General features: G+C 55.8%; 34 protein-coding genes. 6 read left to right on the top strand and 28 right to left on the bottom strand.

What is annotated here, in order from left to right:
- Position 1: 1 nt before the first annotated feature.
- The 10 genes from QO005_RS04805 to QO005_RS04760 form a co-directional block, all read right to left on the bottom strand.
- On the bottom strand, positions 2-319 hold the full coding sequence (locus tag QO005_RS04805; RefSeq protein WP_307156847.1) for a hypothetical protein: 318 nt from the start codon (positions 317-319) through the stop codon (positions 2-4).
- The gene (locus tag QO005_RS04800; RefSeq protein WP_307156846.1) at positions 300-683 is read right to left on the bottom strand and encodes a DUF2730 family protein; all 384 of its coding nucleotides are present in this window, start codon (positions 681-683) and stop codon (positions 300-302) included. Before QO005_RS04800 ends, QO005_RS04805 begins: the two co-directional genes overlap by 20 nt.
- Positions 680-898, bottom strand: coding sequence for a TraR/DksA C4-type zinc finger protein (locus tag QO005_RS04795; RefSeq protein WP_307156845.1), 219 nt, complete (start codon positions 896-898; stop codon positions 680-682). Before QO005_RS04795 ends, QO005_RS04800 begins: the two co-directional genes overlap by 4 nt.
- Positions 888-1,082, bottom strand: coding sequence for a hypothetical protein (locus tag QO005_RS04790; protein ID WP_307156844.1), 195 nt, complete (start codon positions 1,080-1,082; stop codon positions 888-890). The genes QO005_RS04795 and QO005_RS04790 overlap by 11 nt, the downstream gene beginning before the upstream one ends.
- A 7-nt stretch (positions 1,083-1,089) precedes the next feature.
- Positions 1,090-1,443 carry a hypothetical protein gene (locus QO005_RS04785; RefSeq protein ID WP_307156843.1) on the bottom strand — a complete coding sequence of 118 codons (354 nt, stop codon included), beginning with the start codon at positions 1,441-1,443 and terminating at the stop codon, positions 1,090-1,092.
- Entirely contained in the window at positions 1,440-1,712 is a 273-nt protein-coding gene (locus tag QO005_RS04780) for an NAD(P)+ transhydrogenase beta chain (RefSeq protein ID WP_307156842.1), read from the bottom strand. Before QO005_RS04780 ends, QO005_RS04785 begins: the two co-directional genes overlap by 4 nt.
- A complete protein-coding gene (locus QO005_RS04775) occupies positions 1,712-1,888 on the bottom strand; it encodes a hypothetical protein (protein WP_307156841.1) in 177 nt (58 codons plus the stop codon). Before QO005_RS04775 ends, QO005_RS04780 begins: the two co-directional genes overlap by 1 nt.
- Positions 1,885-2,391, bottom strand: a complete 507-nt coding sequence (locus QO005_RS04770) for a M15 family metallopeptidase (protein ID WP_307156840.1) — start codon at positions 2,389-2,391, stop codon at positions 1,885-1,887. Before QO005_RS04770 ends, QO005_RS04775 begins: the two co-directional genes overlap by 4 nt.
- A gap of 99 nt (positions 2,392-2,490) precedes the next feature.
- The gene (locus QO005_RS04765) at positions 2,491-2,850 is read right to left on the bottom strand and encodes a hypothetical protein (protein WP_307156839.1); all 360 of its coding nucleotides are present in this window, start codon (positions 2,848-2,850) and stop codon (positions 2,491-2,493) included.
- Positions 2,843-3,490, bottom strand: coding sequence for a regulatory protein GemA (locus QO005_RS04760; protein WP_307156838.1), 648 nt, complete (start codon positions 3,488-3,490; stop codon positions 2,843-2,845). The genes QO005_RS04765 and QO005_RS04760 overlap by 8 nt, the downstream gene beginning before the upstream one ends.
- Positions 3,491-3,555: 65 nt before the next feature.
- Between QO005_RS04760 and QO005_RS04755 the strand changes: the two genes are divergently transcribed.
- Positions 3,556-4,323: a hypothetical protein gene (locus tag QO005_RS04755; protein WP_307156837.1), complete on the top strand. Its 768-nt coding sequence runs from the start codon at positions 3,556-3,558 to the stop codon at positions 4,321-4,323.
- Positions 4,324-4,382: 59 nt separating this feature from the next.
- On the opposite strand, the gene QO005_RS04750 is transcribed toward QO005_RS04755, so the two are convergent.
- The 12 genes from QO005_RS04750 to QO005_RS04695 form a co-directional block, all read right to left on the bottom strand.
- Positions 4,383-4,619, bottom strand: coding sequence for a hypothetical protein (locus QO005_RS04750; RefSeq protein WP_307156836.1), 237 nt, complete (start codon positions 4,617-4,619; stop codon positions 4,383-4,385).
- 11 nt (positions 4,620-4,630) lie between these two features.
- Entirely contained in the window at positions 4,631-5,284 is a 654-nt protein-coding gene (locus QO005_RS04745) for a DUF3164 family protein (RefSeq protein WP_307156835.1), read from the bottom strand.
- Between the two features lie 4 nt (positions 5,285-5,288).
- A complete protein-coding gene (locus tag QO005_RS04740; RefSeq protein ID WP_307156834.1) occupies positions 5,289-5,570 on the bottom strand; it encodes a hypothetical protein in 282 nt (93 codons plus the stop codon).
- Complete coding sequence (locus tag QO005_RS04735; RefSeq protein ID WP_307156833.1) at positions 5,567-5,896, bottom strand: hypothetical protein; 330 nt, start codon at positions 5,894-5,896, stop codon at positions 5,567-5,569. The genes QO005_RS04740 and QO005_RS04735 overlap by 4 nt, the downstream gene beginning before the upstream one ends.
- Positions 5,893-6,177, bottom strand: coding sequence for a hypothetical protein (locus QO005_RS04730; protein WP_307156832.1), 285 nt, complete (start codon positions 6,175-6,177; stop codon positions 5,893-5,895). Before QO005_RS04730 ends, QO005_RS04735 begins: the two co-directional genes overlap by 4 nt.
- The gene (locus QO005_RS04725) at positions 6,174-7,217 is read right to left on the bottom strand and encodes an AAA family ATPase (RefSeq protein ID WP_307156831.1); all 1,044 of its coding nucleotides are present in this window, start codon (positions 7,215-7,217) and stop codon (positions 6,174-6,176) included. Before QO005_RS04725 ends, QO005_RS04730 begins: the two co-directional genes overlap by 4 nt.
- Positions 7,218-7,254: 37 nt before the next feature.
- Positions 7,255-9,321, bottom strand: a complete 2,067-nt coding sequence (locus QO005_RS04720; RefSeq protein WP_307156830.1) for a transposase domain-containing protein — start codon at positions 9,319-9,321, stop codon at positions 7,255-7,257.
- Positions 9,318-9,782: a hypothetical protein gene (locus QO005_RS04715; RefSeq protein WP_307156829.1), complete on the bottom strand. Its 465-nt coding sequence runs from the start codon at positions 9,780-9,782 to the stop codon at positions 9,318-9,320. Before QO005_RS04715 ends, QO005_RS04720 begins: the two co-directional genes overlap by 4 nt.
- Positions 9,779-10,633: a ParB/RepB/Spo0J family partition protein gene (locus tag QO005_RS04710; protein ID WP_307156828.1), complete on the bottom strand. Its 855-nt coding sequence runs from the start codon at positions 10,631-10,633 to the stop codon at positions 9,779-9,781. Before QO005_RS04710 ends, QO005_RS04715 begins: the two co-directional genes overlap by 4 nt.
- A complete protein-coding gene (locus QO005_RS04705; RefSeq protein WP_307156827.1) occupies positions 10,633-10,983 on the bottom strand; it encodes a hypothetical protein in 351 nt (116 codons plus the stop codon). Before QO005_RS04705 ends, QO005_RS04710 begins: the two co-directional genes overlap by 1 nt.
- Before the next feature lie 508 nt (positions 10,984-11,491).
- Positions 11,492-11,842 carry a hypothetical protein gene (locus QO005_RS04700; protein WP_307156826.1) on the bottom strand — a complete coding sequence of 117 codons (351 nt, stop codon included), beginning with the start codon at positions 11,840-11,842 and terminating at the stop codon, positions 11,492-11,494.
- Positions 11,842-12,186 carry a helix-turn-helix domain-containing protein gene (locus QO005_RS04695; protein ID WP_307156825.1) on the bottom strand — a complete coding sequence of 115 codons (345 nt, stop codon included), beginning with the start codon at positions 12,184-12,186 and terminating at the stop codon, positions 11,842-11,844. Before QO005_RS04695 ends, QO005_RS04700 begins: the two co-directional genes overlap by 1 nt.
- Before the next feature lie 125 nt (positions 12,187-12,311).
- Here QO005_RS04695 and QO005_RS04690 point away from each other — a divergent pair, with 125 nt between their 5' ends.
- The 3 genes from QO005_RS04690 to QO005_RS04680 all read left to right on the top strand — a co-directional run bounded on the left by QO005_RS04690 (position 12,312) and on the right by QO005_RS04680 (position 15,018).
- Positions 12,312-12,998 carry an XRE family transcriptional regulator gene (locus QO005_RS04690; protein ID WP_307156824.1) on the top strand — a complete coding sequence of 229 codons (687 nt, stop codon included), beginning with the start codon at positions 12,312-12,314 and terminating at the stop codon, positions 12,996-12,998.
- Positions 12,999-13,334: 336 nt separating this feature from the next.
- The gene (locus QO005_RS04685) at positions 13,335-14,372 is read left to right on the top strand and encodes a hypothetical protein (protein ID WP_307156823.1); all 1,038 of its coding nucleotides are present in this window, start codon (positions 13,335-13,337) and stop codon (positions 14,370-14,372) included.
- 73 nt (positions 14,373-14,445) lie between these two features.
- Entirely contained in the window at positions 14,446-15,018 is a 573-nt protein-coding gene (locus QO005_RS04680; RefSeq protein ID WP_307156822.1) for a GNAT family protein, read from the top strand.
- Here QO005_RS04680 and QO005_RS04675 read toward each other — a convergent pair.
- The 5 genes from QO005_RS04675 to QO005_RS04655 all read right to left on the bottom strand — a co-directional run bounded on the left by QO005_RS04675 (position 14,976) and on the right by QO005_RS04655 (position 19,189).
- On the bottom strand, positions 14,976-15,509 hold the full coding sequence (locus QO005_RS04675; RefSeq protein ID WP_307156821.1) for an ATP-binding protein: 534 nt from the start codon (positions 15,507-15,509) through the stop codon (positions 14,976-14,978). The two genes, QO005_RS04680 and QO005_RS04675, sit on opposite strands and share 43 nt — an antisense overlap.
- Positions 15,509-15,928 carry an ASCH domain-containing protein gene (locus QO005_RS04670; protein WP_307156820.1) on the bottom strand — a complete coding sequence of 140 codons (420 nt, stop codon included), beginning with the start codon at positions 15,926-15,928 and terminating at the stop codon, positions 15,509-15,511. The genes QO005_RS04675 and QO005_RS04670 overlap by 1 nt, the downstream gene beginning before the upstream one ends.
- Positions 15,906-16,958, bottom strand: coding sequence for a GNAT family N-acetyltransferase (locus tag QO005_RS04665; protein ID WP_307156819.1), 1,053 nt, complete (start codon positions 16,956-16,958; stop codon positions 15,906-15,908). Before QO005_RS04665 ends, QO005_RS04670 begins: the two co-directional genes overlap by 23 nt.
- A gap of 467 nt (positions 16,959-17,425) precedes the next feature.
- Positions 17,426-18,580 carry a hypothetical protein gene (locus QO005_RS04660; protein ID WP_307156818.1) on the bottom strand — a complete coding sequence of 385 codons (1,155 nt, stop codon included), beginning with the start codon at positions 18,578-18,580 and terminating at the stop codon, positions 17,426-17,428.
- 165 nt (positions 18,581-18,745) lie between these two features.
- Positions 18,746-19,189 carry an NUDIX domain-containing protein gene (locus QO005_RS04655; protein ID WP_307156817.1) on the bottom strand — a complete coding sequence of 148 codons (444 nt, stop codon included), beginning with the start codon at positions 19,187-19,189 and terminating at the stop codon, positions 18,746-18,748.
- Between the two features lie 869 nt (positions 19,190-20,058).
- On the opposite strand from QO005_RS04655, the gene QO005_RS04650 reads away from it, so the two are divergent.
- The gene (locus QO005_RS04650) at positions 20,059-21,693 is read left to right on the top strand and encodes an AAA family ATPase (RefSeq protein WP_307156816.1); all 1,635 of its coding nucleotides are present in this window, start codon (positions 20,059-20,061) and stop codon (positions 21,691-21,693) included.
- Between the two features lie 225 nt (positions 21,694-21,918).
- Here the strand turns inward: QO005_RS04650 and QO005_RS04645 are convergent, their stop codons facing one another.
- Positions 21,919-22,542 carry a DNA adenine methylase gene (locus QO005_RS04645; protein WP_307156815.1) on the bottom strand — a complete coding sequence of 208 codons (624 nt, stop codon included), beginning with the start codon at positions 22,540-22,542 and terminating at the stop codon, positions 21,919-21,921.
- A gap of 216 nt (positions 22,543-22,758) precedes the next feature.
- Here QO005_RS04645 and QO005_RS04640 point away from each other — a divergent pair, with 216 nt between their 5' ends.
- Complete coding sequence (locus QO005_RS04640) at positions 22,759-23,871, top strand: hypothetical protein (RefSeq protein ID WP_307156814.1); 1,113 nt, start codon at positions 22,759-22,761, stop codon at positions 23,869-23,871.
- The last annotated feature ends 500 nt before the right edge of the window (positions 23,872-24,371 follow it).

Raw genomic sequence — 24,371 nt, 5'->3', positions numbered from 1 at the left:
GTCAGATCCCCGGACGGCGCGGGCGGGCAACGCCCTCAATGGTGATTTCCCGGTCGAGATGCCGCTTGCCGTAATCGGAGAGCGTGGCAAGTTTGATCTCGTCATCGATGTCGATCACGGTGAGCGCACCGAGATTGCGCAGATATTCGATCTGCTGGTTGAGCCAGGGCCGATCCTGATAGATCGCGTTGAGGCGCAGCGCCGGTGACAGCAAGGCAGACGACAGGCTTTCGCTCGGCTGCTTGGCCAGTTCCTGAAGGATGACGAGGCGCGCCTTCTCCCTGGTCAGTTTCTCGTAATCAACTGCGATGCTGTTCATTTTTCGCTTGCTCCAAAAGGACTTCGTTCAGCCGCTCACCCATGGCCTGGATGGGGGCGAGCTTCTGCTCCATGGCGGAAAATCGCCCTGCCTGGGCGACTTCGATGGTGTTGAGACGCCCGGCGATTTCCGCCATGGACAGTTCCAGACGGTGGGTGGTGCCGCGATCGGGCAGATGCTTGAGCTCGCTTTCGAGCGACTGGATGCGCCGGTCGTATTCGACGAGCTTCGCTTCCACTTTCACCATCCGCTCTTCGAGCTTCTTCTCGCCGGTCGACAGCATGGTGCGAAACTGCGTGAGCAGGTTGATGCTGTTGAGAGCCAGCGAGATCAGGACGCCGATGGCGGTCATATCGAGGATCATCGGCCTATCGCCTCCCGCTCGACATGGATCTGGCAATCAAGGCAACGGCTGGCCGCCGGATAGGCAAGCCGCCGCTCCGGGGCGATGGCCAGTCCGCAATCGAGACATTGCATCTCCCCGAGCTTTTTCAGCGCGGCACGGGCAGCGGCGACCTTGGCGTCGCGCTCCCGCTCCACCCGCTCCTCGGCCAGTTCGAAATGGACGTTACTGAACATGCGCCATCCCCGAAACGGCAGCGGCCCGGCGGGCCTCGCAGGTGCGAAGCGCCGTGCGGTCCGATCCCCAGAAGCGGGTGGCCTCGGCCTCGGAAAGCGTCCGGTCCGGCAGGGGCACGGGGTCGGCACATCTGATCTTCGCTAAGGCGGGAACCTCGCGCTCGATAAAGGCGGTCCTGATCACCGGCCCCTCACCGCGCGTTGAGCAGCCGGACGCGAGCGCGGCCAATGCCACCAGTGCCATCATCCGGCAGAGACGCATTCTTCTTCTCCAGGGCATCGGCGCGCTGATTGGCGGCCTCGATCTGATCGCGGGCCGCGTCCTCGGCGGCCATGGTTTGCTTGAGGGTTTCGGCAATCTGCTTTTGCGTGGCGGCGTTCGATGCCTCGATCTCCGCCCGCCAATGGGCGTCGCGCTCGCTGCGGGCCAGGGCGGCGGCCTGATCCACCAGATGCTCGACCTTGCCGATCGCAGCCACCGCGCCCCAGACGATAGCGGCGGTAATCGCAAGAATGCCGAGGCCGATGACGAGATAACGGCTCATGACTGACCTCCGGCGGGAGGATCAATGCAAGGCGGATCGGGCTTCGGGCCGCGTGTCATCGCCCGCATGTCCAGAGAACCGAAAGCGCGGTGCACGCCGAGCAGCGCCACGATCAGCCCGACCATGCTCGGCACGGCAATGGTGCCGAAGGCAACCGCCTGGGTCGAGCCAAGGCAGGCAGACAGCGTCAGCGCCAGGATCACCGCCCAGGCGAGAGCGCCGGAGCACCAGAGCCATTGTTTCGAGGTGGTGTAGGACGGCTTTTGCATCAGTCGTCGCTCCAGGTCTCGCGGATCAGCCAGCCGAAGGGGATGGCCAGAAGCGCCCCCGCCACGACATGCAGCAGGCCGTTACCGACGATGAAGCCCGAGACGATAGAGACACCGAGATAGATCCCGGCCAGCACCGCCGTCATAGCGATCTTCCGTTTGAGGCTGATCTTCATACGATTGCCGCCTGGAAATGCATGCCGTCGCGGCGCTGCGGCGACCAGCGGCCGCCCCAGATCCAGCCTTCGGCCTCGAAAGCGGCGACGACGCAGCTGTCCATGTCGGGTGTGGGATCGCCGAGACCGTTATGGGCCGGGTCGATATCGACGGCGCAGCCATAGGCATGCATGGAAAGGGCGGGCTTGCCGCGCATCTGCCGCCAGTTATAGCCGCCGCCGATCAGCTGCAGGTTCTTTGCCTCGGCGGCCTTTTGCGAGCGTCCGAGACCCTCCCAGACAGTGCCGAGAACCCGACCGAGGCTCTCGGCCACCTTGGCATGAACGCGGAAGGATTTGATGGTAAGCGAGGCATCCCAGGCGGCAACCGCCTTCCACGGGATCGGCACCAGCACGAGGTTTGCCTTTTCCCAGGCCGGATCAGGTCCGGCGACACCCTTGGTGATTTTGAGATTTGCGCCGTAGAAATCGGCAGCGGCAGACTGTTGCGGCCAGTTGGTCATGATCGGTCCCAGCTTGAGAAAACGCCGGGCAAAACCGGCTTTGCTGGGAGCGACTGTGCGCGTTATGGGCGCACCAAAACAGCCACAAGGGTTTGCGGGTCAGGTGCCGAAAAGGTCGAGCTGGGTGCTTTCGCCGGCTTTCAGCCAGGCGCGGACCGTGACATCGGTCGTATGAAGCTGGCGCGCAATGGCGTTGATGGTGAAGCCCTTATTATACTTTAAATGTGCGGCGATAAAGGGCTTGCCGGTCGGGCAGCGAAACCCGCCTGCTCCGATCTGCTGGGCCAGTTTTCTGGCGGCAGCCGCACCGATGGCAAGCGCGACGGGCGAGCGATCCTGCGGATTTTCCGAGAGGTAGACATAGGAGCCACCAAAGGCCAGCAGGAACTGCACGGTCTTCTCGATGCCGATGGCCGTGACATAGGTCTGGATATGGGCAGGCACGCGGATTTCAGCCATGTCCCGCCCCTCCCCGGTCCCGGATGCGCTGGCCGAGCGCGTTCATCACCGTCTGCCAGTGCCCGGCCTTCAGATCGCCGATCCACCGGACCTCGCCACCAGCAAGCGCCAACACCTCCTGGTCAAAACCCTGACGGACGATCAGGCTGCAGCCGGGATAAAGGAGCTTCCACTGCGCCCAGGCAATCTTCGCCCCGTCGCTCGACAGCCACTCATAGCCATTGGTGTTGCCGAAGCCGACGCCAGCCTCGCGCGCCAGCCAGCGCTTCAGGCCTTCGATGGCCGAGCGGGCATCGTCGGCATGGTGCAGAAAGCGGACGTGGTCGAGGCCAGTCTGGCGGGTGACGAAGGTAATCAGCGCTTGATCGTCCCGGTTCGCGACAACGCCGAGGTTCCATCCCGCAATCCACAAGGCCTGAAGCTTTTTCGCATACCGGCCCGCAAGCGGCTTGCGCCTGGACGTCCCGGCCGGGCCAAAGCCCTCCTTGCGAAACACCGTTAGCACTGCCTGGCGCTCGGCCTCGGTCATCAGCTTGACCGAAGCCTTGCCGGTAATCTTTTCGAGCTTGGCGCGGTAGGTGTCCTCGTCCAGGCCGAGTTGCTTCTTGGCGACATGAATGGCGGCAATGGAGGAGGTCATATGTTAACCTCCACACTTCTAAAAGTTGCAAGTGGTGACTCGTTAGAACGCTGGCCGGGGGACGCATGAGGAAGAATGATCCAGAACAGCAGTTTCCGTGGACTGCAATCGCGGGCGCAATTTTCACAGCGATAATCGCAACTGTGCTTCTGAACTACCACGAAACTCATGAATTAGTTTGTGGGAGATGGACATCGAAACCAGAAACAGCAGATCAGAGCTGCATAAGAAATTATATTTATGACTTTCAAACACTGATTACCGGCGTATTGGCCGTTGCTGCAGCCTATTTCACTGTAAGGCAAATGCAGGAAACGGATCGCCTGGCTGAGCAACGCCATCGCGATCAAATTCAGCTCCAAATGAGACCTGACAAGCTGAAACTCGAACGTCGACTTATACCTGCGTTGAGATTGTATCGTGGGAGTAGTGAGCAATTGAAGGACATATATGAGCGCCTTATCAAGAAAAATTCTTCCCTTGCCGCGAAGTTGAACGATTATCGAAGGGAAGTACACATATGCTTTGAAACAGCAAATATGGTTTTGCATGACGCCACAGAATGGGAAAATGTAATAGATCTTTTTGATGCAAATGTAGCGACAAAAATGACCGCAGTTCAAGATCAAGTGGGAACGTTGTATAATTCCGCAAAGGCAATACGAGATTGTAATCCCAGCGAAATAATTCGACGGGGAAATGCAATGGCCGACAAAGAATTTGAGATTACAGTTTATCCAGCCACAATATGCGCATCTTATCAAGCGCTGGACGAACTGATTGATGGACTGAAAAAGTTGGGTGAAACCTACTCGATCGAGATCGGTTCTTGAGCATCGTATCGGATATCTGAGAACAAGGATCCCAAACGAGGACGGGTTCAAAACCAAGCTCATACCAACCCCACCAGATCCGCTTCGACCATCATCTGCCCGGCTGCCGCCTGCGACGGCATCGGGCAAGGCTGATTGGCGTCGATCACATTGAGAATGCTGCTCACCCCGAAGGCCGCGCCGCATTCGTAGCGTACCAACTTCATCTGCTCCTGCCGGGCGTTGACCGGCATGGCGGCCTGCCCGCAGACGGGGCAGGCCTTCCTTGTTTTCAGCATGGCGTAAAGATCGGTCATCGCGCTTCTCCTCACGCCTTTGCCATATCGATGGTCACGGCCTGCCAGGCATCGGCAGCGCTCTGGCGGGTGTAGAAGCGCACATATTCCTTGGAGCCCGTGACGGTGATCGAATTGCGGATCGCCTCCATCGCCCGCTTCCAGCGCTCGTCCGCAATGTCGAGGCGCAGCAGCATGAACAGTTCGGACTTGTTGATCTGGCCTTCCTTGTCGGTGTTGAAGGCGCGGGTGACGATGGCCTGGATCTCCGGGCGGCTTTCCGCCGACCATTCCGTCAGGCATTCGTCGATCAGCCCCTTGGCGATCTGCAATTGCGGCCCGAAGCTGATCTGGTCTGAGACCTGCACCACCACCTTCATCTTGCCGTCGACGGTCTGATAGGTACGGTTGCCCTTCTGGCCGCCGATCTTTGCCCCGTATTCCTGGGCGAGCAGCGCATCGAATGCGCCGAGATCGGCAACGGTATGACCGCGAAACCGAGCGACCTGCGCCGAAAGCTCCATGGCGTATTTCATGATCTTGCGGACGGTTTCATCCTGCAATTTGTCTTCCGGCTTGATATTGGCGGTCGGCAGAAGATTGCCCTTCGCATCCTCCATAAAGGGACGGCCGTTGATGAAGGTGATCCCGTCGCTGCGGGGCTCTTCGAGAATGATGGCTTCCATGTCGCTAATCCTTGATGGTTCTGATGGCGTTTCGAACGCCTTTCGAGGCGGCCAGGAGCGCGTTCAGCGCACGCTTTTCATCCCGCGTTCCCTGGCTGGTTTCGTACCTGTTCAGCGCGTGCCAAAGCGCGCGGGCTGCTTGCGTCAAAGCCTGCATGGGAGGGCGGTGCAGAGCGGCCGCCTCTTCCTCGCGTTCCGCCGCCCGCAGAGCCCTGATCACCAGCGGACCGACGGCATCGGCCAGTTGATCGACCGGGATCTCCACGGGAACGACGAGCTTTTTCATGCCGCGTCTCCACCGTCATAAGGTCCGCTGTCATGGGGCGTGACGGCGCGCATGCGGGTCGGAAAGCGGACCACATTTCCAGCAGAGATATCGATGACCGGCCCCGGCTTGCGCCCGCCCGTGCCCTGCGCACCGGCCTCCTGAAGGCGACGCTCCAGGATGCGGATATCGTCTTCCATCTCCCGCGACAGTTCGCGAACGGTCCGGAGATTGGTCAAAAGCCGGGAGACATGGGCGGGAGCCAGTTGCAGGCCGGTCTGCTCGAACTCACGCAGCCGCTGGCAAATGGCGTTGATCAGATCGGAAGGAAGAGGAGCGCAGTTCATGAGCGGCCTCCAAAATCCGGGCGGATGATCTTGGCATCGGCATCCTTGGCGAGATCCGCAAACTGCTCGCTGGCAAGGGCATCGACAATCTGCCGCCCGGCCTTGCCGGCTTCTGTCAGCCGATGCACCGCCAGTTCCTGCTCCATATTCCGGGCAAGCCTGGCGAGCCCGTCGAGCAGATCGGCCTCGCGATCGAGCACGTTTTCCTCGATTACCGGCTGCTCGCCCATCTGGCGGATGCGTCTGGCGGCGGCGTGAAGTTCCCTCTGGAGGCTGATCATGCCATGTCCTCCACATCGCGGTTTTTCCAGGCGGCCTGAAGGTATTTGAGGCTGACCTCGGCCCCCTCGCCCGTTGCCACCATCCGCGCCATGCGAACGGTTTTCTCGATCTGGCGAAAGGCCCCGCCCTTCATGCCGATGCCCATCAGAAACTTGACGCAGGAAGGCTCGCTCACCTCCCAGGCGGCGATATAGGTCTCCAGATCCTCCGGATAGGGCTGAACCCGCTGGAGACGCTTGCCGATCCGGCTCTTCAGCTGGGCATAGGAAGGCCCCTGCCTGCCTCGGGTAAAACGGCTGTAAACCTCGGAGTTGCCGACCACCGCCACCCCGCATTTGTAAACATCGACGAAATGGCGAAGCTGGTTGAGCGCCTCGTCGTTCAAATGCTGGCCCTCATCGACAATCAGCAGCGTCCCTTCGCCGGTACGCTTCACCTTGCCGCCGATGGCGCGTGCCAGCCTGGCGGGATTGTTCTCCTGCACCCCCAATTGTTCGGCGAGCTCGGTGAGCATGCCGTGCACGGTCTTGGTGCTTTCCGAAACGGTGGCGTGATAGACATGCGGGCGGGTGTTGGCGAAATATTCGCAGGCCGCCGTCTTGCCCATGCCCGCGCCCAGCGTGATCATAACCAGATCGGGGCAGATCTGCGCCCAGGCCAGCGTTTCCACCACCTCGGTCGAGGCGCGCAGCGGCATGAAGGCAGGCGATTGCGGGATGATCGCGGCCACGCTTGCCGCAGCCTCCAAAGCATCCAGCCATTGCTCGATGATGGCGTTGTGGTTATCGAGACGCCCCTCGTAGCGCCCCGAAAACCATTGATGGAAGGTCGCGTCCTTCATCCCGGCCCGGCGGGTCACCTCCGCCTTCGACCAGCGATACTGGCGGGCAACGGCAATCACCCGGTCGACCAGTTCCCCCCATTTGGCGATATCGGCCTCGCTCTTGTTTGCCGAGACCTCCGGGGCCTGCAGGGGCCGCTCCCACGATGAGGCCTGATAATGGCCGGGCGATGGGCTTGTGAAAACATGTTTGTTCATCTAACTATAGCTCCGTCAAAGTGCCCATTCGGGCCTGTTATCGGGCAGTCTTCGGACTGCCCTTCTTTTTTCCGGAACCGTACGCTTTACTTTTCGGCTCGTTGTTTCCGGCGTCTGCAACACGCGACGCCAGGCTATTCCCTCGCGGGAATTCAATGATCCCGCCGCCCTGGATCAGGCCCAGCGCGCGGGAAAAACTGTCTTCGAAATGCTGATCGGAAATTGCCTCGACAGGCGCTTCCACCTGCTGGGTGCGGGTAATCAACCGCGTCACCGCAGGCCGGATGATCTCCGGCGCGTCCACCGGCTTCGGCTTCAATCCCTTGTAATAGATCTCGCCAAGCTGCTGGGCCGTGAGTGCCGCTTCCGCCTCGGCCTTGGCGGCCACCGCCTTCTGGTGCGCCTTGGCAAGCCGCGCATGCGAACGGGCATCGTCCCTGTTGCTGAAGCCTGCATCGTCCAGGCAGCCTGCTTCGCAGATCAGCCGGTTCTTCAGGTCATAGACCTTGATCGGCTTGTGCAGCGCATCGGGATCGAAGCGGATGATCACCTGCTTTCCGGCCCATTCGTTCAGCGCCGGATGCCAGTATCGATTGCCCTGGAAATGCACCCCGCCATTCGATTTCTGGGTCTTGATCGCCTCGGAGGCGAGAAGCCAAAGCGAGGCCTGCGCCCTGGACGGCACCCGGACGATGGTGGTCGGCGCGGCCATGGAGGCGGCAAAGGTCTCGTCGAAGCTGCGGCCCTTGCAGTTTTCGGCCCGCCGCCCCTCCTGCGCATTGTGTTCGACGATCTGCGCGGCGACATGCGCCCGGAAATCTTCGAGCGGAATGGCCCGCTCCATATAGTTTTCCGGCTTGGCATCCGGCTTGTTGCCGGTATAGGCCCCGGCGCAGAAGGGATGCTTGGAGATGTTTTCCGCCAGATCCCGCCAGGCGCGCTCAATGGGTTTGGACTGGCCGGAATAAGGCCGGGTCCAGTGCACCTCGATCCCGAGCGTCGTCAGCAGACCGCGCGGATCTTCCGGCTTCACCTTGAAGCGAAACCGGTTGACCGTACCGCCGGTGATCCACTTGCTGGCAAAGGCCTTGCCGTTGTCGATATAGATGTCTTCGGGAATGCCGAAGGTCTCGACCATATCGCCGATCACCAGCCGCACCGCTTCCCAGGTTTCGGATTCGGAAAGCCGCCAGGCGACAATCTTGCCGGAATAGAGATCCTGAATACCGATCAGGAAAAACCGCACCGGCTTCTTCGCCCAGGGCACCGAAACGAACACATCGATCTTGTGGCCGTCCATGTTGACCATCTGCATGGCATGCAGATCCGCACGGCTGCGGCGCTGGGCAGGATAGAGCGCCTTTGCCTTGTCCCTGCCCTCGCGCTTCAAAAGCGTGACCGCCTTGCCGACTTCGCGGTCGAAACGGCGGCGCAGCGACCGTTCGGAGGGGATCGGCGACCAGTTTTCCCGCTTGGCAACCTTCATCATCCGCCGATAGCAGGCGGCAAAGGCGGGCCTTTCCGGCCGCAGGTAATCGGATTTCAGGAAAATCCAGGCCTCGGGATGGATATCGGCCATCTCCGGCATGATCGTAAAGCTGGGCGACAGCGATGGCGCAAGCGCGGCCAGCCAGTCCTCCCGGCTGAGATCCTTCGTCAGCGCCTTCCAGGCATAATAGGCAGACTTCTGAACACCGGCATCGGCCGTTGCAATGGCAATGGCAGCCGCGCGGCTGACACCCGGCTGGGCCGCCAGCGCTTCCACCCGGCAAAGCACCTCGAAACGGGTTTTACAGATCGCTCGATGCTCGTTTGAAAGCCTTTCAAACCGTGCCCAAATGCGGTTTTTGCGCGCCATCATCGCCTGCCACTGCTCGGGCGTTTGCGATCCGGAGGCAATGGTCAGCCGTGTCCGCGCCGAATGCGGCAGCAGCGAAACATGATATTCCCAGATCTTCTTGGTCGTGCCTTTCACCTGCCGCGCCAGACCGGGATGGTGGCGCCAATTCTGGTTGACGGCGAGACGATGCAGGCTTGCAGCATTGCCCGGCAACCCCGGCAGGTTCAGTTCCGCAAGCTCGGCCAGCGAAAACCACTCCTTCATGACCGCCCCCTCGGAACCAGCGTCACCGGGCGGGCGCTCTGGCGGCGGATTTCCGCCTCGATCCGTTTGCGCTCCTGCCGCAGCCGGGAAATCTCGGCCAGCCGCGCCTCGTCACCGATCAACACGGTCACGCCCTGCACGGAGGCCACCTCATCCCAAAGCCAGAGCGCCCCGGTGGCATGCACGAAAGCGGTGAAACGGATCAGCGTCACATCGTGGCCATTGCGGCTTTCGGCGGTGTAGGCGTCCAGCGTGGCCTTGCTGATATTCGGCAGGCCGAGATATTGCGCCATGCGGGCGGCGATGGTCGGCCGGTCATGGTCGCATTCGCGGATGGCGCGCGCCATCGCCCGTTTGATCTTGGCGCGGTAGCGGTCGATATCGACCTGCTTTGCGCCGTCGCGCACCGGAAAGACCGGCTGGGCGAAAAAGTCGAGTTGGGAAGGATCGGGCTTGCTCATTGGGCAGCCTCTTGCACATCGTCTGCCAGCCCGATGGACTGCAGGAACCGCTGGCGCGTCGCCTCATCGGCCCCTTTCCAGGCCGTCTTCAACTGGTGAAGGAAGATCGCCTGCTTGTCGGCATCCGAGATCGGCGGCGCAGGGTCTTTCGCCCAGGCCAGAACCTTCTTGATATCCGGCTCCTTCTCCAGCCCGGCCAGAATACCCGCCTGCTTGCTGGGGCCAGCCTTGGCGAGCTTGAGCAGCAAGGACTGGTTATCGGCGGCAGGCGTGCCGCGAAGCGCCTTGCGGAGACCGGGAGATAAGCTCTGCGCAATCCGGTTAAGACGCTCTACGGACCGCTTTGAAAAGCCAAGGCGTTCGGCAACATGTTCAGAGAAGCCTTGCCCAGCCTCCTCTTGAAACAAAAGCGCCAGATTTGCTCTGTTGCCGACCAAAGCGACAACTTGTCGCTTTGATTTTTGGTCACCGCCGGGAGTGATTTTCCCATACTTCTGCTCCCACACATCGCGGTAGCTCTGCACGAAAATCGCCCGGTCGATCACCGAAAGCTCGTTGCGAAACAGGTTCTCGGTGATCTCCAGCAATTGCGCCTCGGCCTTGTCGGCCTCCACCACCATGGCCTCAATCGTGCTCTCGTCATTCAGCACCATGGCCCGGAGACGATGCGCTCCGGCCACAAGCGTATAATTGCCGCCCTTGGCCGCAGGCGTGCTGCGAACGGTGATCGGGTTGAGCAGACCGTGTTCGACAATGCTCTGGGCAATGGCCAGCGCGTGATCTTCCTCCACCGCCCGCAGGCGCTCCGGAACCACGATCTGATCGATAGGAATGGTTTTGAACTCGGCCATCAGGCGGCGTCCTCCATGCGGGCAGTCAGCGAGGCGCGGGCCGCAGCCGCAATCCTGCAGTAATGGGTTTCAAATCTGGGGGTGTTCAGGCGCTGATCTATGGTTCGAAGCGCCCGGTTGACGGCCTCGCGGGAACGCTCCTGCTGCTCCACCACGCGGCGCTTGGGGATCAGAAACACCCGAACCATCAGGTGAATGACCACCTGCCGCGCCAGCGCCGCATCGAACCATTCATGCGGCGGATCGATGATCGCCTGGGCCGTCAGATGCGGAAAACCGTCCCGCACCGCCATCACGCAGGCATGAAAGACACCGTCATGCAGGGACGCCTGGGAGTACAGGTTCAGCATGGCTTCATCCTCTTCAGTACCGTCAGAAGCCGGATTTGGATGACAATTCTGGATTGTTGATTTGTCATTGCGGGACTCGGATGTTTCGAGAATTCTTGGTGTGCGGCGCGGACAGCAGGACTGGACAGCCGGAACGGGGGCTTTCTTTGCGGGAAAACTGGCTCCAGCTTTAAATGACGGAGTGCGACGATGATCAGACGAGGGTGCAGGAAGGCGAGCCGCCTAAATGAGCTGAGACTGAACGAACTTGAGCGCCAGATGCACCACATGGAGGACTGGACCGGCTGCCACACTGACGAGGAACTGCCGGACGTGGAGGACCCGACGATCAAGGAAATGCTGGCAGCACAGGAGAGGATCATCAGGCATCTGCTGATAACGCTCGACGTTCTTCTTCCCGGGTTCTCAATCGAGGGCTTTCGCAAGGCGCTGCCGCGCATTGACGACGCGTTGATAGAGAGAAACGAAACCGGTGACCGGCAAAGGATGTTGCGGATCATGGCGGGGCTCATTCCTGCCCCTCTTCCTCGGCACGAGCCTGCGCAGACCGAAAGATTTCGGCCAACTCTTGTGCCGAAAGCGCCAGACGGCGGCGATAAAGCTTGAGACGAGTGATCCGGCGCTCTGCCCGCTCAATCGCAGCATCTGCCTGCTCGACGGAAAGCCGGCGGCGGGCGACACTATAGGCATCGATCAGAGAGCGTTCCGCATGCTCCTCCAGAAGGTCCTTGCTCAAGCGGGATTTAAGCGCGGAAACCAACCGCTTGCCTTTTTCCGCCGACAGTTCACTACGGTGCATGTTGATCGCATCGATCAACGTGTCGAGAAAATCGGGGTCGAATTTGAATGGCGGGGCCATCACGCAGCCTCCATAGAGCCATCGGTTTCATGCTTCTGACGCCGATCAAGCATACTGGGAGGCCGGCGATAATTCTCCGCCGGTTGCGGTGCGCGCCGCTCGCCACTCGGATGGTAACGGCTGCGCCACAAAAGATGCGGACGGGTTTTCAAAGCGGCTGCAATGGCGCGTTCACCGGCGAGGTTCGCCTGCTGCAACGTGTTTCCAGCCGTGCCGCGCGGCAGCCCATATTCCCGGTCGATCGCCAGTAAGGTGAGACCGGCCAGATTAAGTTTGGCCTTTATGCGATTTATCTCATCAAGGCGCAGTTTCGCTGCCTTGTCCGCAATACGGGCACGGTGCATAGTAGGTCCTCGTTGTGAACGGGGAGGCCCTGACCGGCCTCCTTTTTCATGGGTGATTTGGTCTGTATTTATAGAGGAGAATATCATCGTTTGGGATTTAGTAAACCCCATTCGATGGTTTATTGATGGGAAGACCTGCAAAAATAGCTAATGGCGTCGGAGCGCGGCTGGCGCAGATCCGGAAGGGTATGGATCGCCGTGAATTCGCCGAAAGCATTGGCGTGAATGATGGTACGCTGGGGAATTACGAACGTGGGGACAGGTCGCCCGACTGGTCGTTTCTCGCCACCTTACAACGCGAAAAGAACGTAAATCTCAATTGGTTATTTACCGGCCAGGGTGAGATGTTCATAAGCCCCCCCAGCGCTGAGCAGTTGAGGGAATCGAAGCACGATCTGGTGCTGATGCCGGAATACGATGTCCGCGCCTCGGCCGGAAACGGGCTGATCGCAATCCACCAGATGCCCACCAGCGAAACCGCATTTGAACGCAAGTTCCTGAGAGATCTCGGAGGCTCCCCCGACCACTGCTTCCTCATGTGGTCCACGGGCGACAGCATGCTGCCCTCGATCCCGGACAACTCCCTGCTCATCGTCGACGCCAGCCAGACCACCGTCGACCACGGCCGCATCTACGTCTTCAACGTCGGCAACACCGTCCTGGTCAAACGCGCCAACTGGCGCATGGACGGCAGGCTGGAGCTGATCTCAGACAACACCGCAGGAAAATACCCGGTCGAGACATTTGACGCGAACCGGGTGGAGGATCTGGCCGTGGTGGGCCGGGTTATTTTTGTGGGGCATCCGCCTTAATAAAATGCTCAACGGGAGGAAAAAATCGGTTCGCGATATTTTTTAAATTCAGAAAGCAAAATTAAAAGTGAGAGTTTTTACAAAAATACGCCATTAACAAACAAAGTCTATCAAACCCCGGCATGAATTTTCTTTTTTAAATATGGGACGTTTTCCAGTCTGATTAATATTTATTCAAGGATCGCATTCGAACCTTCATAACAGCGAAGAAATGAATATTTTTCTCGAAATCTCCCAATCCTATTCCCCAAAATTGAAAAGTCATTATTGTATGCATTTGGTTGAAATTTATCTATAATTGCACCTTAAGATTCGGATAGGACGGGGAAGACAGGAGTGGGTAAACGCAATAACAAGCTGCAAAAAAAAGCAGGCAGCATGGCAGTTTGGTGCATCTCGGATGGCGATGTAACCAAAACGTCTATGGAAACTCATTTTAATTTTTGGCGTATAGCTGGAGACAGGGATTTCAAAGGTCGTGACAACCATCCACCTAGAGATTTTTTGGAGATTGGCCTTTTAGTAACAAACCCAAAGCCTTTACGACAAATATGCGTATATTTACCTGTAAAGGTGGAGATAGATTCAATTCAGGATGCGGGCGCGCAATTAGACCAGACATCGGTCGCACAGGGCATATTTAACGAAAAACTTCAGTGCGCAACGACACCACCACCAGCACGCATTGAACTTAAAAATAGCGAAAACCTATTTTGTCGCGTGCACAAGTTCATCAAGCAGGATGACCGCCTGGACCCCTCTCATTTGTTTTTGGAAAAACTCCCAGAAGGAACGCTTCTATCAATCAAAAAGGCAGCTATTGAGTCCGTTAGCCATGAGATTAAAGCAAATGAACGTATCTATTTTAGGCTAAGAATTTATCTGCCGACCGGAGAGGCTAACTCGTTCATTCAGGTACTTAGGCCGATCGACCGTAACTTCCAAAGCGGATTCGAAGAAATAGAATACATAGACTTTCGCTTTAATGAGATCCGCACACTCCCACCGCAAATTGAAAACAGGATTCGATCGGATGAGAAAGACAATAAAGTAAAAATTAGCCTTTTAGCGTTTCTTACTGCATTGCCAGTACATTCCGAACTCGCCGCCAGCAGTATACAATGGCACAAGAACAGACTTCTCGAACATGATCCTTGGGATAATTACGTACCCAGCGGCATTCCAGGGGGGATGGTAGTTTACCACTGGAAGAAAGAAGGGGGAAATGGACATGGAGTAACCGACTTTTCATCATTCGTTAAGCTTCACACTCGTAGAAGCGGCAGGAAAATATTGGTGACTTACTTGGCTATCGCATTTTTTTTCGGATTGCTCGGCAATTTAGCAGCGGCAGCCGTTCAGGAATGGCTTTGAAATGCGTTTAGGGCTAATATAGACCAAAACGCAACATCACCCGTTTACTCGAAACATTAGGAATATCCCGCGAATGGTTTTGATAAAAGATACGACATCAATGGTGCCGTTGAAGGTGAGCACTCAGACCGTGTGGAGCCTGTCGTTGACGAGCCTCGAGCAGGAAGCCTTATCTTTTATCAGCATTTTATCGGAGGATTATCCCGATATAGAAAATTGGTACATTAATAAAGTAGTACCGGGCCTTCGAGAGGGAACGCGATTTTTACTTCCCATACACCGTGAAGGCAGTTTGGTAGCGGTCGGCATAGCAAAAAACGATGGCATTGAGCGAAAGATTTGTACGGTTCGCGTAGCGCCCCACCACGCGGGGAGAGGGCTGGGCCTGAGAGTTTTTGACGGCCTTCTAAAGTGGCTAGATGATGACCAACCCGGACTTACCGTCAGCGCTAGCAAGCTTTCCGCGTTTGAAAAAATATTTAACTGGTACGGATTCAAGCTCACCGGGGTGGAAAATGGCCTCTACGTGCCCGGAAAGCAGGAGATAGGTTATAATAATGCAGTTTTTTCAAAAGGTAAGCGGAGTAAGATTCTACAGCCGGTTCATAATAACTCCTTTATAGCTTCACCCAAATCAATACCTTGAGCTCCATCAACGATCAGAAGCGGGCAAGAGAGCTGATCCGCATAATTTTTTGCCGCCTTTAATGCCTTATCCTGTGAGATCTCAATTTCCAATGGAAGATCAGTTTTTGCATCTCCTCTAGCAACGCGCCGTTGAAAAATTAACTCTCCTTCAGCTTTGACAAAAATAAGGCCATCTGGCTTCATATCCCTTATGATATCGGCCGGAATGATAAATTCTATTCCCGCGACGACGATCAGGCTGTGCGCATCCAGAAGCATGAGTGATGCAGAAGCGCCTGATCTAGCAGCATGCACCAGCTCAACAAGAAGATGCTGATCTTGCATCACCTCATTGATGGAACGCGCTCCTGCAGTTTTACGATGCCGCTTCATAAGCGCACTAGCAGAAAAGTGGACGACGCCCCTGCTGCAACTTACATATTCTGCACATGCGGTAGTTTTACCTGCTCCAGATACTCCAAAAACGATTACAAGTCGCGTTTTGGACATCACCAAAACTCCAGTTGATCACTACAATCCAGTTTTCGTCTCTCCTCCTTCATATACATGTACGACTGAGGTGGACTAAAATTGTCGAGAACTTCTTTCGGATCTATGTATTCCTTGTATTCCCTAACCTCACCAATTTTTAATGCATAGGCCACCTTCCGCTCGGAAAAGTATTGATCAAAAAAATCTTTTGTAATTCCGGAACCAAACTGCGTCTTTTCCCAAATTTCATCAGGAGCATCCTCCAGTATAGTATCAATGTCAAATTCACCAACAATCCTGCCCACAGGCATTGTACAATAAACGACAACAGTACGGACATCCTTCCGAGCAAAAACTTTTCGCCGGAATTCGAATGTTTTAACACCCCTGAATATGTTTTCCACGTGCTCAGGATTAATCGACAATAATACCTTCATGAACCTTCCCCATTTCGATGATTTTTTGGAACTGAACCTTACTCAAGGGTTTTAAATCCCAACGCGGATGTTCCGGTACATCGGCCAAGTCCATCAGGTTCCCACGGGTAATCCTTTTGTTAAATGCAATGTTGTAAGTCATTTTAACCGTGTAGAGCCTGGTCCAAGAGGCATACATGTCTTTGAGCTCATCCTCGGTAAAGACGCTGTGCGGCTTGGTGTACTCAAGGAAATCCTCAAGGGAAGCAAAATCTTCGCGTCGATGAGTTTCCTCCACAACGCATATCGAAGTTGCAACGGAGCGATAAAACGCGGGCCCTCTACCGTCGGTGGTTCTGTACATCACGACCGCATCACCCTTTTTCATACGGGTAAGCGGCAATTTTGCGACATAGATCTTATGTATGGTATTCGTATAGGATACGTCTTGGACGATCTCCTTGGGCTCGTTGTTCAGGATTGAATCTGGAAGGAATCGGGAATGAAACTCTGGATAGACCGCCAGAAGCCAAAGGTTAGCGTTCGCTGTTCTAATAAAAGGGTAAGATTTCAGCATATCCGTTGAATGCGTTGTCAACGAACGAGCCAAAACCAGCTCGACACCGTTTTTTGTCGTTTTAGTTCCTGTCTGCTGGAAGCCATATCGGGAAAACAGGTTTATTAAGCTTTCGTGGACTTCGAAGACCGTCACGTAAATTCCCGTCGCGCCCACATCTAAAGCTGTGTCAAATATCTTTTTAATAACACGTTCACCGAGCTTAGTACCCTTACCCTCAATTTTAAGCGTACCAACCTTTAGCCAGTGTCCATCGGAAAGATGGGGAACCACATCGGTAACCGGACCATCTTCCGATTTTAGATAAATCATACCGCTTAAGCGGCTATGGTCATCTACTACGACATAAACATTTTCCTGAGCCTTTCCGTTAAACCAGACGGGAAATTCGTCATAGCCGGCCTTCAGGCTATCAAAAAACGGATCATCAATTGATAGCTCTTTGAATTTCGTAAGAAGTAACCTTCGGCCCATCAATCTCCCCATACCTCATTATCTAGAATTACCAATAGTTGTGATTCGATAGTTTCATGCTACAGGTTTTGAGCTTGAGCGAAGGTTGTCCACGGCATACTGCCTGCAGAAATCACAACTTTAGCGCCAGGCTACTTCGAACAGGCGGCCTATTAGCCGTCCCCCCTCCAAAAGCGGTGTTGACAAGCGCATCCAACTTTATTGATGGACTGCACCTTCTGTCATCGGCACCGCCTTTCTTAATGCTCCATCGTTGATCCGCAACACCATCTACTGGCCAATTCCCACTAGTTGAGGCCACACGGGACGTGCCCTGAAATCAGATAAGGGGCAAATATGGAACTGCATCAGAGCACGTCCATTGAGATGATGAGCGGCGGCTATATCAATTGCGGTTTCGAATACCGTCCGCTTTTGGCCCGAAGCGGTCATCGTACGCCACGCATAGGGCTTAGGCGCTGAGCCGATCAAAGCAGAAATTGTTGGTAGCCTTCAAAGCGGTGGACACGCGAACTTTCATCGAAAACTCCAAAGTACGATCCATCGGGAAAGACGCTTCCGTACTCAACGCCGCCGGCGCTTGTCGCAAGGCCATCAGAAGCATCTCGGCCATATGCCAGCAGCGGGCCATCGTCACCGTCGATTGCTGCTCCTATTGTTGCGAGGGCCTCGACGTCCAATCCAGCACATACCCATTGATGCATTTTTTGCGAAATGGATTGGAATGAGACTGCGAACTTTCGCGTGCCGATACGAATGACCGGGACGTCAATCGCTCTCGTGTCACGCCTGCCGGGTCCCATGAGGGTACGCGCAGATTCTTGCAAGCCCATCAGCGTCAGCCACGCTGCGTAGTTGCGTCGGCGGACTAGGCTTTCGGGAAAATCGATTGGGTCACGAACCAACTGTCTTGGTGGGTCCACGAATATCAGCGCTGACGGGACAAGGCTCCCGGACTCACGTAAACACGAATAGACCGCGAAACCCTTCTGAGCCGCAGGCGAAATTCGAGCCATCCAATAGTCGACTTGCCCGGTCAGGGCGTCCCTTAGCTTAGATTTAATGGGGCTCGGCTCGTTTTCCGGCTGAGTGAATGAAGCTTTGGATTCCAAGATCATGCGGTTCATATCCTGACTTTCGAACAGAAAGTCTGCTGCCCTTTTCCTGGCTGTCTTTGGAAGTGCCGCGATATGAGCGATGACCTCAGGATCGGATGCTAGGTGACAGACAAAGCTATATCCCTTGCTATGTGCGAAGAGTAGAGACAGACCTTGACCAATTCGTCCCGCGAGACTCGTTCGCGTGAAGTCGTTGAGGGTCGCTGGACTGCCCGTCACAAGTCTAAGGTTGGGTCTCGCCCCAAGATCGACAATTCGGTCGATCTGCAGGATAAATCCAAGACTTGGAAGCAACCAGTCCCGTTCGATCAGGTAATCTGCCTTGATGACGGCATGGGCGAGTTGCCAGCCCGTGAACTGTATAGCGGGGTGCGGAGTAGCCAATTCGCTCCAGAGTGGCTTATTAGGGAGGCGACCCTTCCGGACGTCTGCCTCGGCCCATTCATATACATCGACACTGCTTGTGCCGAAGGCTCTTAACACATGCGCCAATCCGCCGAACATCTTCGAATTTCTCCCACTCAAACGACGTGTACGAGGGAAACTCGGTATACGCAAATGGTCAGGCAGAACGCATGCAATGGACCTTCACTGTCACTCCGGCGAATGACCGCAACTGGCGCTTCTAAGCCACTACGATTGCATCGCCTCACATCACAGGCAGAGCAGTCATCTTCCATCGGGAAACAGAAGTTCCATCGGATAAGGAACGGCAAGTCTCGGCATCTCGTTGAAGGGGGTGTATTTGAGTCTGACCGTTTCCGGATCAGTGAAACCTCCCGGCTCGCCCATAGTTAAACATCTGAACAGCACGACAAAATACTCGACCTGATCCCCGTTTGGATACACGTACCGGAAATCCTTGCCACCAAATACCCCCAAGATTTCCGCTTCGATGACCGTCAGCCCCGTCTCTTCCAGGACTTCGCGAGCCACTGCCTGTTGTGGCGTCTCACCTAACTCGACCGCACCCGCAGGGAGGCTCCACCCTTCGCCTTGCCCCTTGCGCTGGAGAAGCAACCGCCCTTCGGCGTCGGAAATGACCGCTGCGACACTTGGCAGCATAATGAGATCGCGACCTATCTTTGCGCGGAGGGACTGAATATATTTCAAAGCGCAGATCATCCGACAAAGGAGTTGCTGCAGCTACGCGTAACCTAAGCTGCTGCTAGTTGCAATGACCGCAATGTGGCGCAAAGCTGACGACTTTTTACCAAATGATGTCGTTGACCGAGCGACCGGCTAAGAACGATCCGGAGCGAAAATCAGATAATATCCAGATATGGGACTTCGCAAAAGGCGTAGGCGACCGATGTCAGGGGCACGGCGGGTGAAATTTGCTGACGGCTCTCTGGGCGAAATAAGATTTTGATAAAAAATAGATATTCAGCCGGAGCCAATAATCGTGGTGTGAAAGTTTTGCTTTTGGCCTTCGAGAATGTCCGGAGTGCAAAAGCACTCACCCGACTTTCCTGCTGAACGCGCGCTACCAGGCATTTGAAGGGGAACTTCTGATCGTTTGAAGCCTGTTTGAAAGCGATGGACAGATATGAGACCACCCTGGTCTGAAGCATTTCAAAAGGTCACTGCACAGCCGTATGACACGCATAAGCCTTCGTAAAGAACGGCAGAATATCTTTTCAAAACAACTGCATCCAGCTGCTCCCGGTCAATTGCAGATATTCCCGCGAATTCCGGGTGCATATGTCATCCAACACCGGAATTTTGACACCAAGAACCGGAAAAATGAAATCTGCTATGTCAATGCAAATCGTTCGATTGAATCCGACATTCAATAGCAGGATGAAACAGTCTGCCCGTGTTTAAAATGTCGGCGAGCGAAAGCGGGGGCGGCGCCCGGGCTCATTGCGCTTCAAGGCTGACCCGGCAGCGCAAATCCGCAGTTTGGAAAGCCTATTCCAAGGTCAAACAGATTTGCTAGAGTTGCGCACAACAGTTCGGTTTCTACTCGAGATAAAGACGTGACAAACACTTCCCAGACTGCACTGCCCACCTTTGACACGACGTTACCCCTGATTGATGGGTCAACATTGACACTTCCCGTATCTTCGTCGACTCCGCTGTTTGTGGTCGGTCCAAACGGCGCTGGCAAATCCGGCCTGATATCTACACTATTCCGCCGCAATCACGCCCATGCAGTTCGTATTTCAGCTCACCGTCAAACATGGATGGAAAGTAATACGGTTCCATTCTCACCCCAAGATAGGATCAACTACGAGCTGAGCGTGAGAGGACAAGACCGTCAGCCCGACGCACGTTGGAAGGAGTGGAATGCCGCCATTAGATCAGGATTTGTAATTGCTGACCTTATCGATGAGGACAATAAGCTCGCGCGCCGACTGGCAGACGCATATCGATCAGGCAACGAGGAGGAGGCTGTCAAGCTCGCAGCAGAACCCCAGCCACTTGCCCAGATCACAGAATTATTTGCCGGGTCGGGCATTTTGATCAGACTGGCAATTGGAGAGAACAGCACTATTACTGCTAGCAAAAATGGAGGACCGCCTTACAGTATAGCGCTGCTCTCGGACGGCGAGCGAGCCGCATTGCTAATTGCGGGTACGGTCCTGACCGCAAAAAAAGGCGCTTTGATACTCGTGGATGAGCCAGAGCGCCACCTCCACGCTTCGATCGTGACCCCACTGCTTTTGCAACTTTTTGGCAAGCGTCCAGACTGTAATTTTGTTGTTTCTACACATGAACTCAGTCTGCCAGTTGGCATACCGACCGCCAAAACCGTTTTGGTTCGCGATTCCAAGGCTACAGGCGATGATGTCACGGCATGGGACCTAGACGTGCTTGAACCGGACGTTAAGGTTGATGATGCCACCAAGAAGGCTATCATTGGTTCGCGCCGGAAGATGCTGTTTATTGAAGGCACTTCTACCAGCCTTGACAAACCGCTTTATGAATTGCTCTTCCCCGGCGTATCTATCTTCCCGCGTCGGAGCTGCCGAGAGGTTGAGCATGCTGTTGTCAGTATCCGCGATGCTGAGACCGTCAGTTGGGTGCAAGCATTCGGCATAGTCGATCAAGATCAGATTTCTCCTGATCAACATTCTTCTTTTAATGCGAAAGGGATTTATCCACTCTCCGTATATTCAGTTGAGTCCCTCTACTACAGCCCTGTGATCATTGCAGCCATCGCTGAGCGGCAATGTGCCGTTATCGGAGGTGACCCCGCCGACGTAATACAAACAGCTAGCATGAAACTGCTTGCAGCGGTTGCGTCCGAGGTTGACCGGCTAGCCGCGCGGATGACGGAACAGGCTGTCAAAGATAGGATTGGCATGCAAATGCCTGACTGGAAGGCAATCCAGCACGGCGATAACGTCAATATCATCGTTGATGCACAGGCGATGTACCAAGACGAGAAAGCACGATTGCAGTCCTGGATTGCCGCTAAGGATGTTGAGAAGATCGTGGGACGCTATCCAATTCGCGAGACGATGGCGAGAGCCGCCGTCGTGGCCGCTCTTCAGTTCAAGAGCCTGGATCAGTACGAAGCCGCAGTTCGTAAGTTGGTTAGCGAGAACGAGTCAATCAGAACAATCCTACTCGGGTATTTTGGCGGGCTTGTAGCTGCGCTAGCCTAGAACCTTGCGTCTCACAGATATCCAGTTAATTTTCACGGTTGACAGTCTGCAATAAGCATAAAAAACTGTCAGTGGGCTAGGTGTGATGAACCATCATTAATGAAGGACAGGAGCTGGGAGTACGCTAGAAAGTCAGGAACGGCCGATATGTGGGCGCGAAGCAGCCATCAGAGCCCGATTCTGACAAAATGTCATTCCAAGTTTTCTTGCCGCATCGCTCGCCCCTCACCCACAGTAAATCGCTTCCCTTGCCTCTGTCCCTTTCCCGCCAGAGACCGAATAGCTCAACTCCGCCCCCTCAACCGGAAACCCTGCGAAGATCTTACGGACCTCCGGCCGGTCATTTATGGACAGAATAAACCGCCCTTGAAGGCTCTTTAAACGCCCTGCAAGAACCTCGAACTGATCCCGGCCGAACAGCGTTTTTCCGTAGTCGTCTTCGCATCCGAAGTACGGTGGATCGAGATAGAACAGCACGCCGGGCCGGTCATAGCGGTTGATGAAGGCCAGCCAGTCCAGGTTTTCGATGATGACACCGGCCAGGCGCTCGTGGACGTCTTCGAGCAGCGGTGCGAGGCGCGTCAGGTTGAACCGGGCGCTGCCGTTGTGCTGCACGCCAAAATTCTGACCTGCGACCTTGCCGCCGAAGGCGAGCTTTTGCAGGTATATGAAGCGGGCGGCGCGTTCGAGATCGGTGAGCGTTGACGGGTTGCAGGCCTTCAGCCGTTCGAACTCGCGGCGGCTGGTGATCTGGAATTTGAGCCTATCTATGAACTGCGGGTATTCCGCAGAGTTGACATTTGGCCGCCCGGCACCAGGTTTCGTAAGCGGTGTTTTACGGGGCTTCATCCGGCCTTTGTGGACGCTCGCAACATGCCTGTCTATGATTTTATCCCGAAAGAACTGGCCTCACTCACGGAAAGAGCGAACGATCTGCAACATCTTGTGGATATTTGCACCAGCAGGCGTGCGCGGTGGAAAACAAGAAATTCGGGAGCAAAGGGTTGATGGTACGAGCCCTTCCAGGATTTAAACCGTTACCAATTTGAATTTATTGAAGAAAACATGGAAGGTTCCGCCTTGATCCCAGCGCTTCGTCTTCCTCAGCGTCCGCTTTCCCTGGTGCCCAGCGCCTATTCCAGCTCGAAGGCAAGACTTTGGGTGCTGCCCGTTTTTCCGCTGCTCGGCGCATTCTTCCTTTATATGCAGTTGCCGGGCATCCTGCATGATTGGCAGATCAGCCAGCATCCGCTGGTGCCGGAGAGCAGCGAGGTGCAGAATGGCCGATGCCAGACGCGCAAAGGCTTTTTGACAGATTGCGAGGCCGATCTGGTCTATGAGGTTGACGGTCATCGCTACAGCTCAAAGGTGGAGATCATGTTCGCCAGCCTGCATTTTGGCGATTATGAAACCGGCGTGGTGATTTCCGCAGATCATCCAGAGATGGCAACGCTCAGCCTGGGGCTGGATGAACTGTGGAACAGGATCATAACGCTCACGGTTTTCGTGCTTCTGTTCTTCGGCGGTGGAATTGCCGCTGGGTTTGGGGCGTTGCGCACACGCCGGGAACAGGTGGTTTTGGGCCGCGCTGCGATCCTGACGCCGGTGCCTGTCAAGATTACCAATATCAGGCGCAGGCGAAACAGTCTTACCGTCAGCTACAGCGACAAGATCGCGAAGGATGCGAGCAAACGGCATGGTCTCACGACCCTGCGCGACGGGCAGCAACCGCTGATGATCGGCGGGGGCAAAGGCAAGTCCGTTGCGCTGGCAGTCCGGCATGAAGGGGTGAGCCTTCCGGTGCTTCTCGATGCGAAGCTTGAGCGAATTTCCATGACAGACGAAGAACGGGCCGCAGCTCTGGCATCTCTTGCGCCTGCAACAGAGGCGGGCATAACGCCGGTTTCGGGGCAAACGGCTCAGCGAAAAGCCTCGCCCCTGTTGCGGGGGCTGCAGGTCTTTTCCGGGGGTCTGCTGATGATTGCCGTGGCCGTGATCGGTTTCTGGCTCTGGTATGTGACCGCCTCCAAGACGCCCTTTCAATCTCCGGGCATGGATATCAACAATGCCATGCCCGCCCCTCTAAATGCCTGGGGCTGTGCGCAGTTGCAAAAACGGTTCGGTCAGGGCAACGCCCCCTTCGGCTGCGTGGCGTCCGATTTCCAAAGCTGGAAATAGGCGGAAGATGGCAACTTTGCCTGTCTGAAGAGGGTCTTGCGGTCAGCCGGTACGGCCGTGAAACCCTCGGGGCTTGCTAGAGTGTGTGGGTATTCAGCTTTGGGCGGGCTGCAAACGGCAATTTCCTGCGCTTACCTAGGCTCATGTACCGTAAGTACTACTTAAGCTCCGGTTCTCGAAAATCACCGTTTTCGCCTCACCCAAAACTGAATCCCCACACATCCTAGAGCATATCGCGCAAAAGTGGGCAGCGGTTTTGCAAGACGCTGTGGGGCGGATGCCCCGTCCTCGCCCATATCATGGCGATGATCCGCGCCTGCATCGATATTTCTCGGAAGCATAAAGACGGCTCAAATTGACCTTCTGCGGCACAGTCCTGGCCTTGGGAAGGACAATCTTCCAGATGAGGGACAGGCCGGTACCGCTCTCTCATGCACATTTTACAGTCCGCCCTTCGCACACGGGCTGACCGCTCTGACCCTCAACCAGCACATGAATTT

The organism is Allorhizobium paknamense (assembly GCF_030815125.1).
Lineage (GTDB): Bacteria > Pseudomonadota > Alphaproteobacteria > Rhizobiales > Rhizobiaceae > Allorhizobium > Allorhizobium paknamense.
This window is presented reverse-complemented; position numbering and strand designations above follow the sequence as displayed.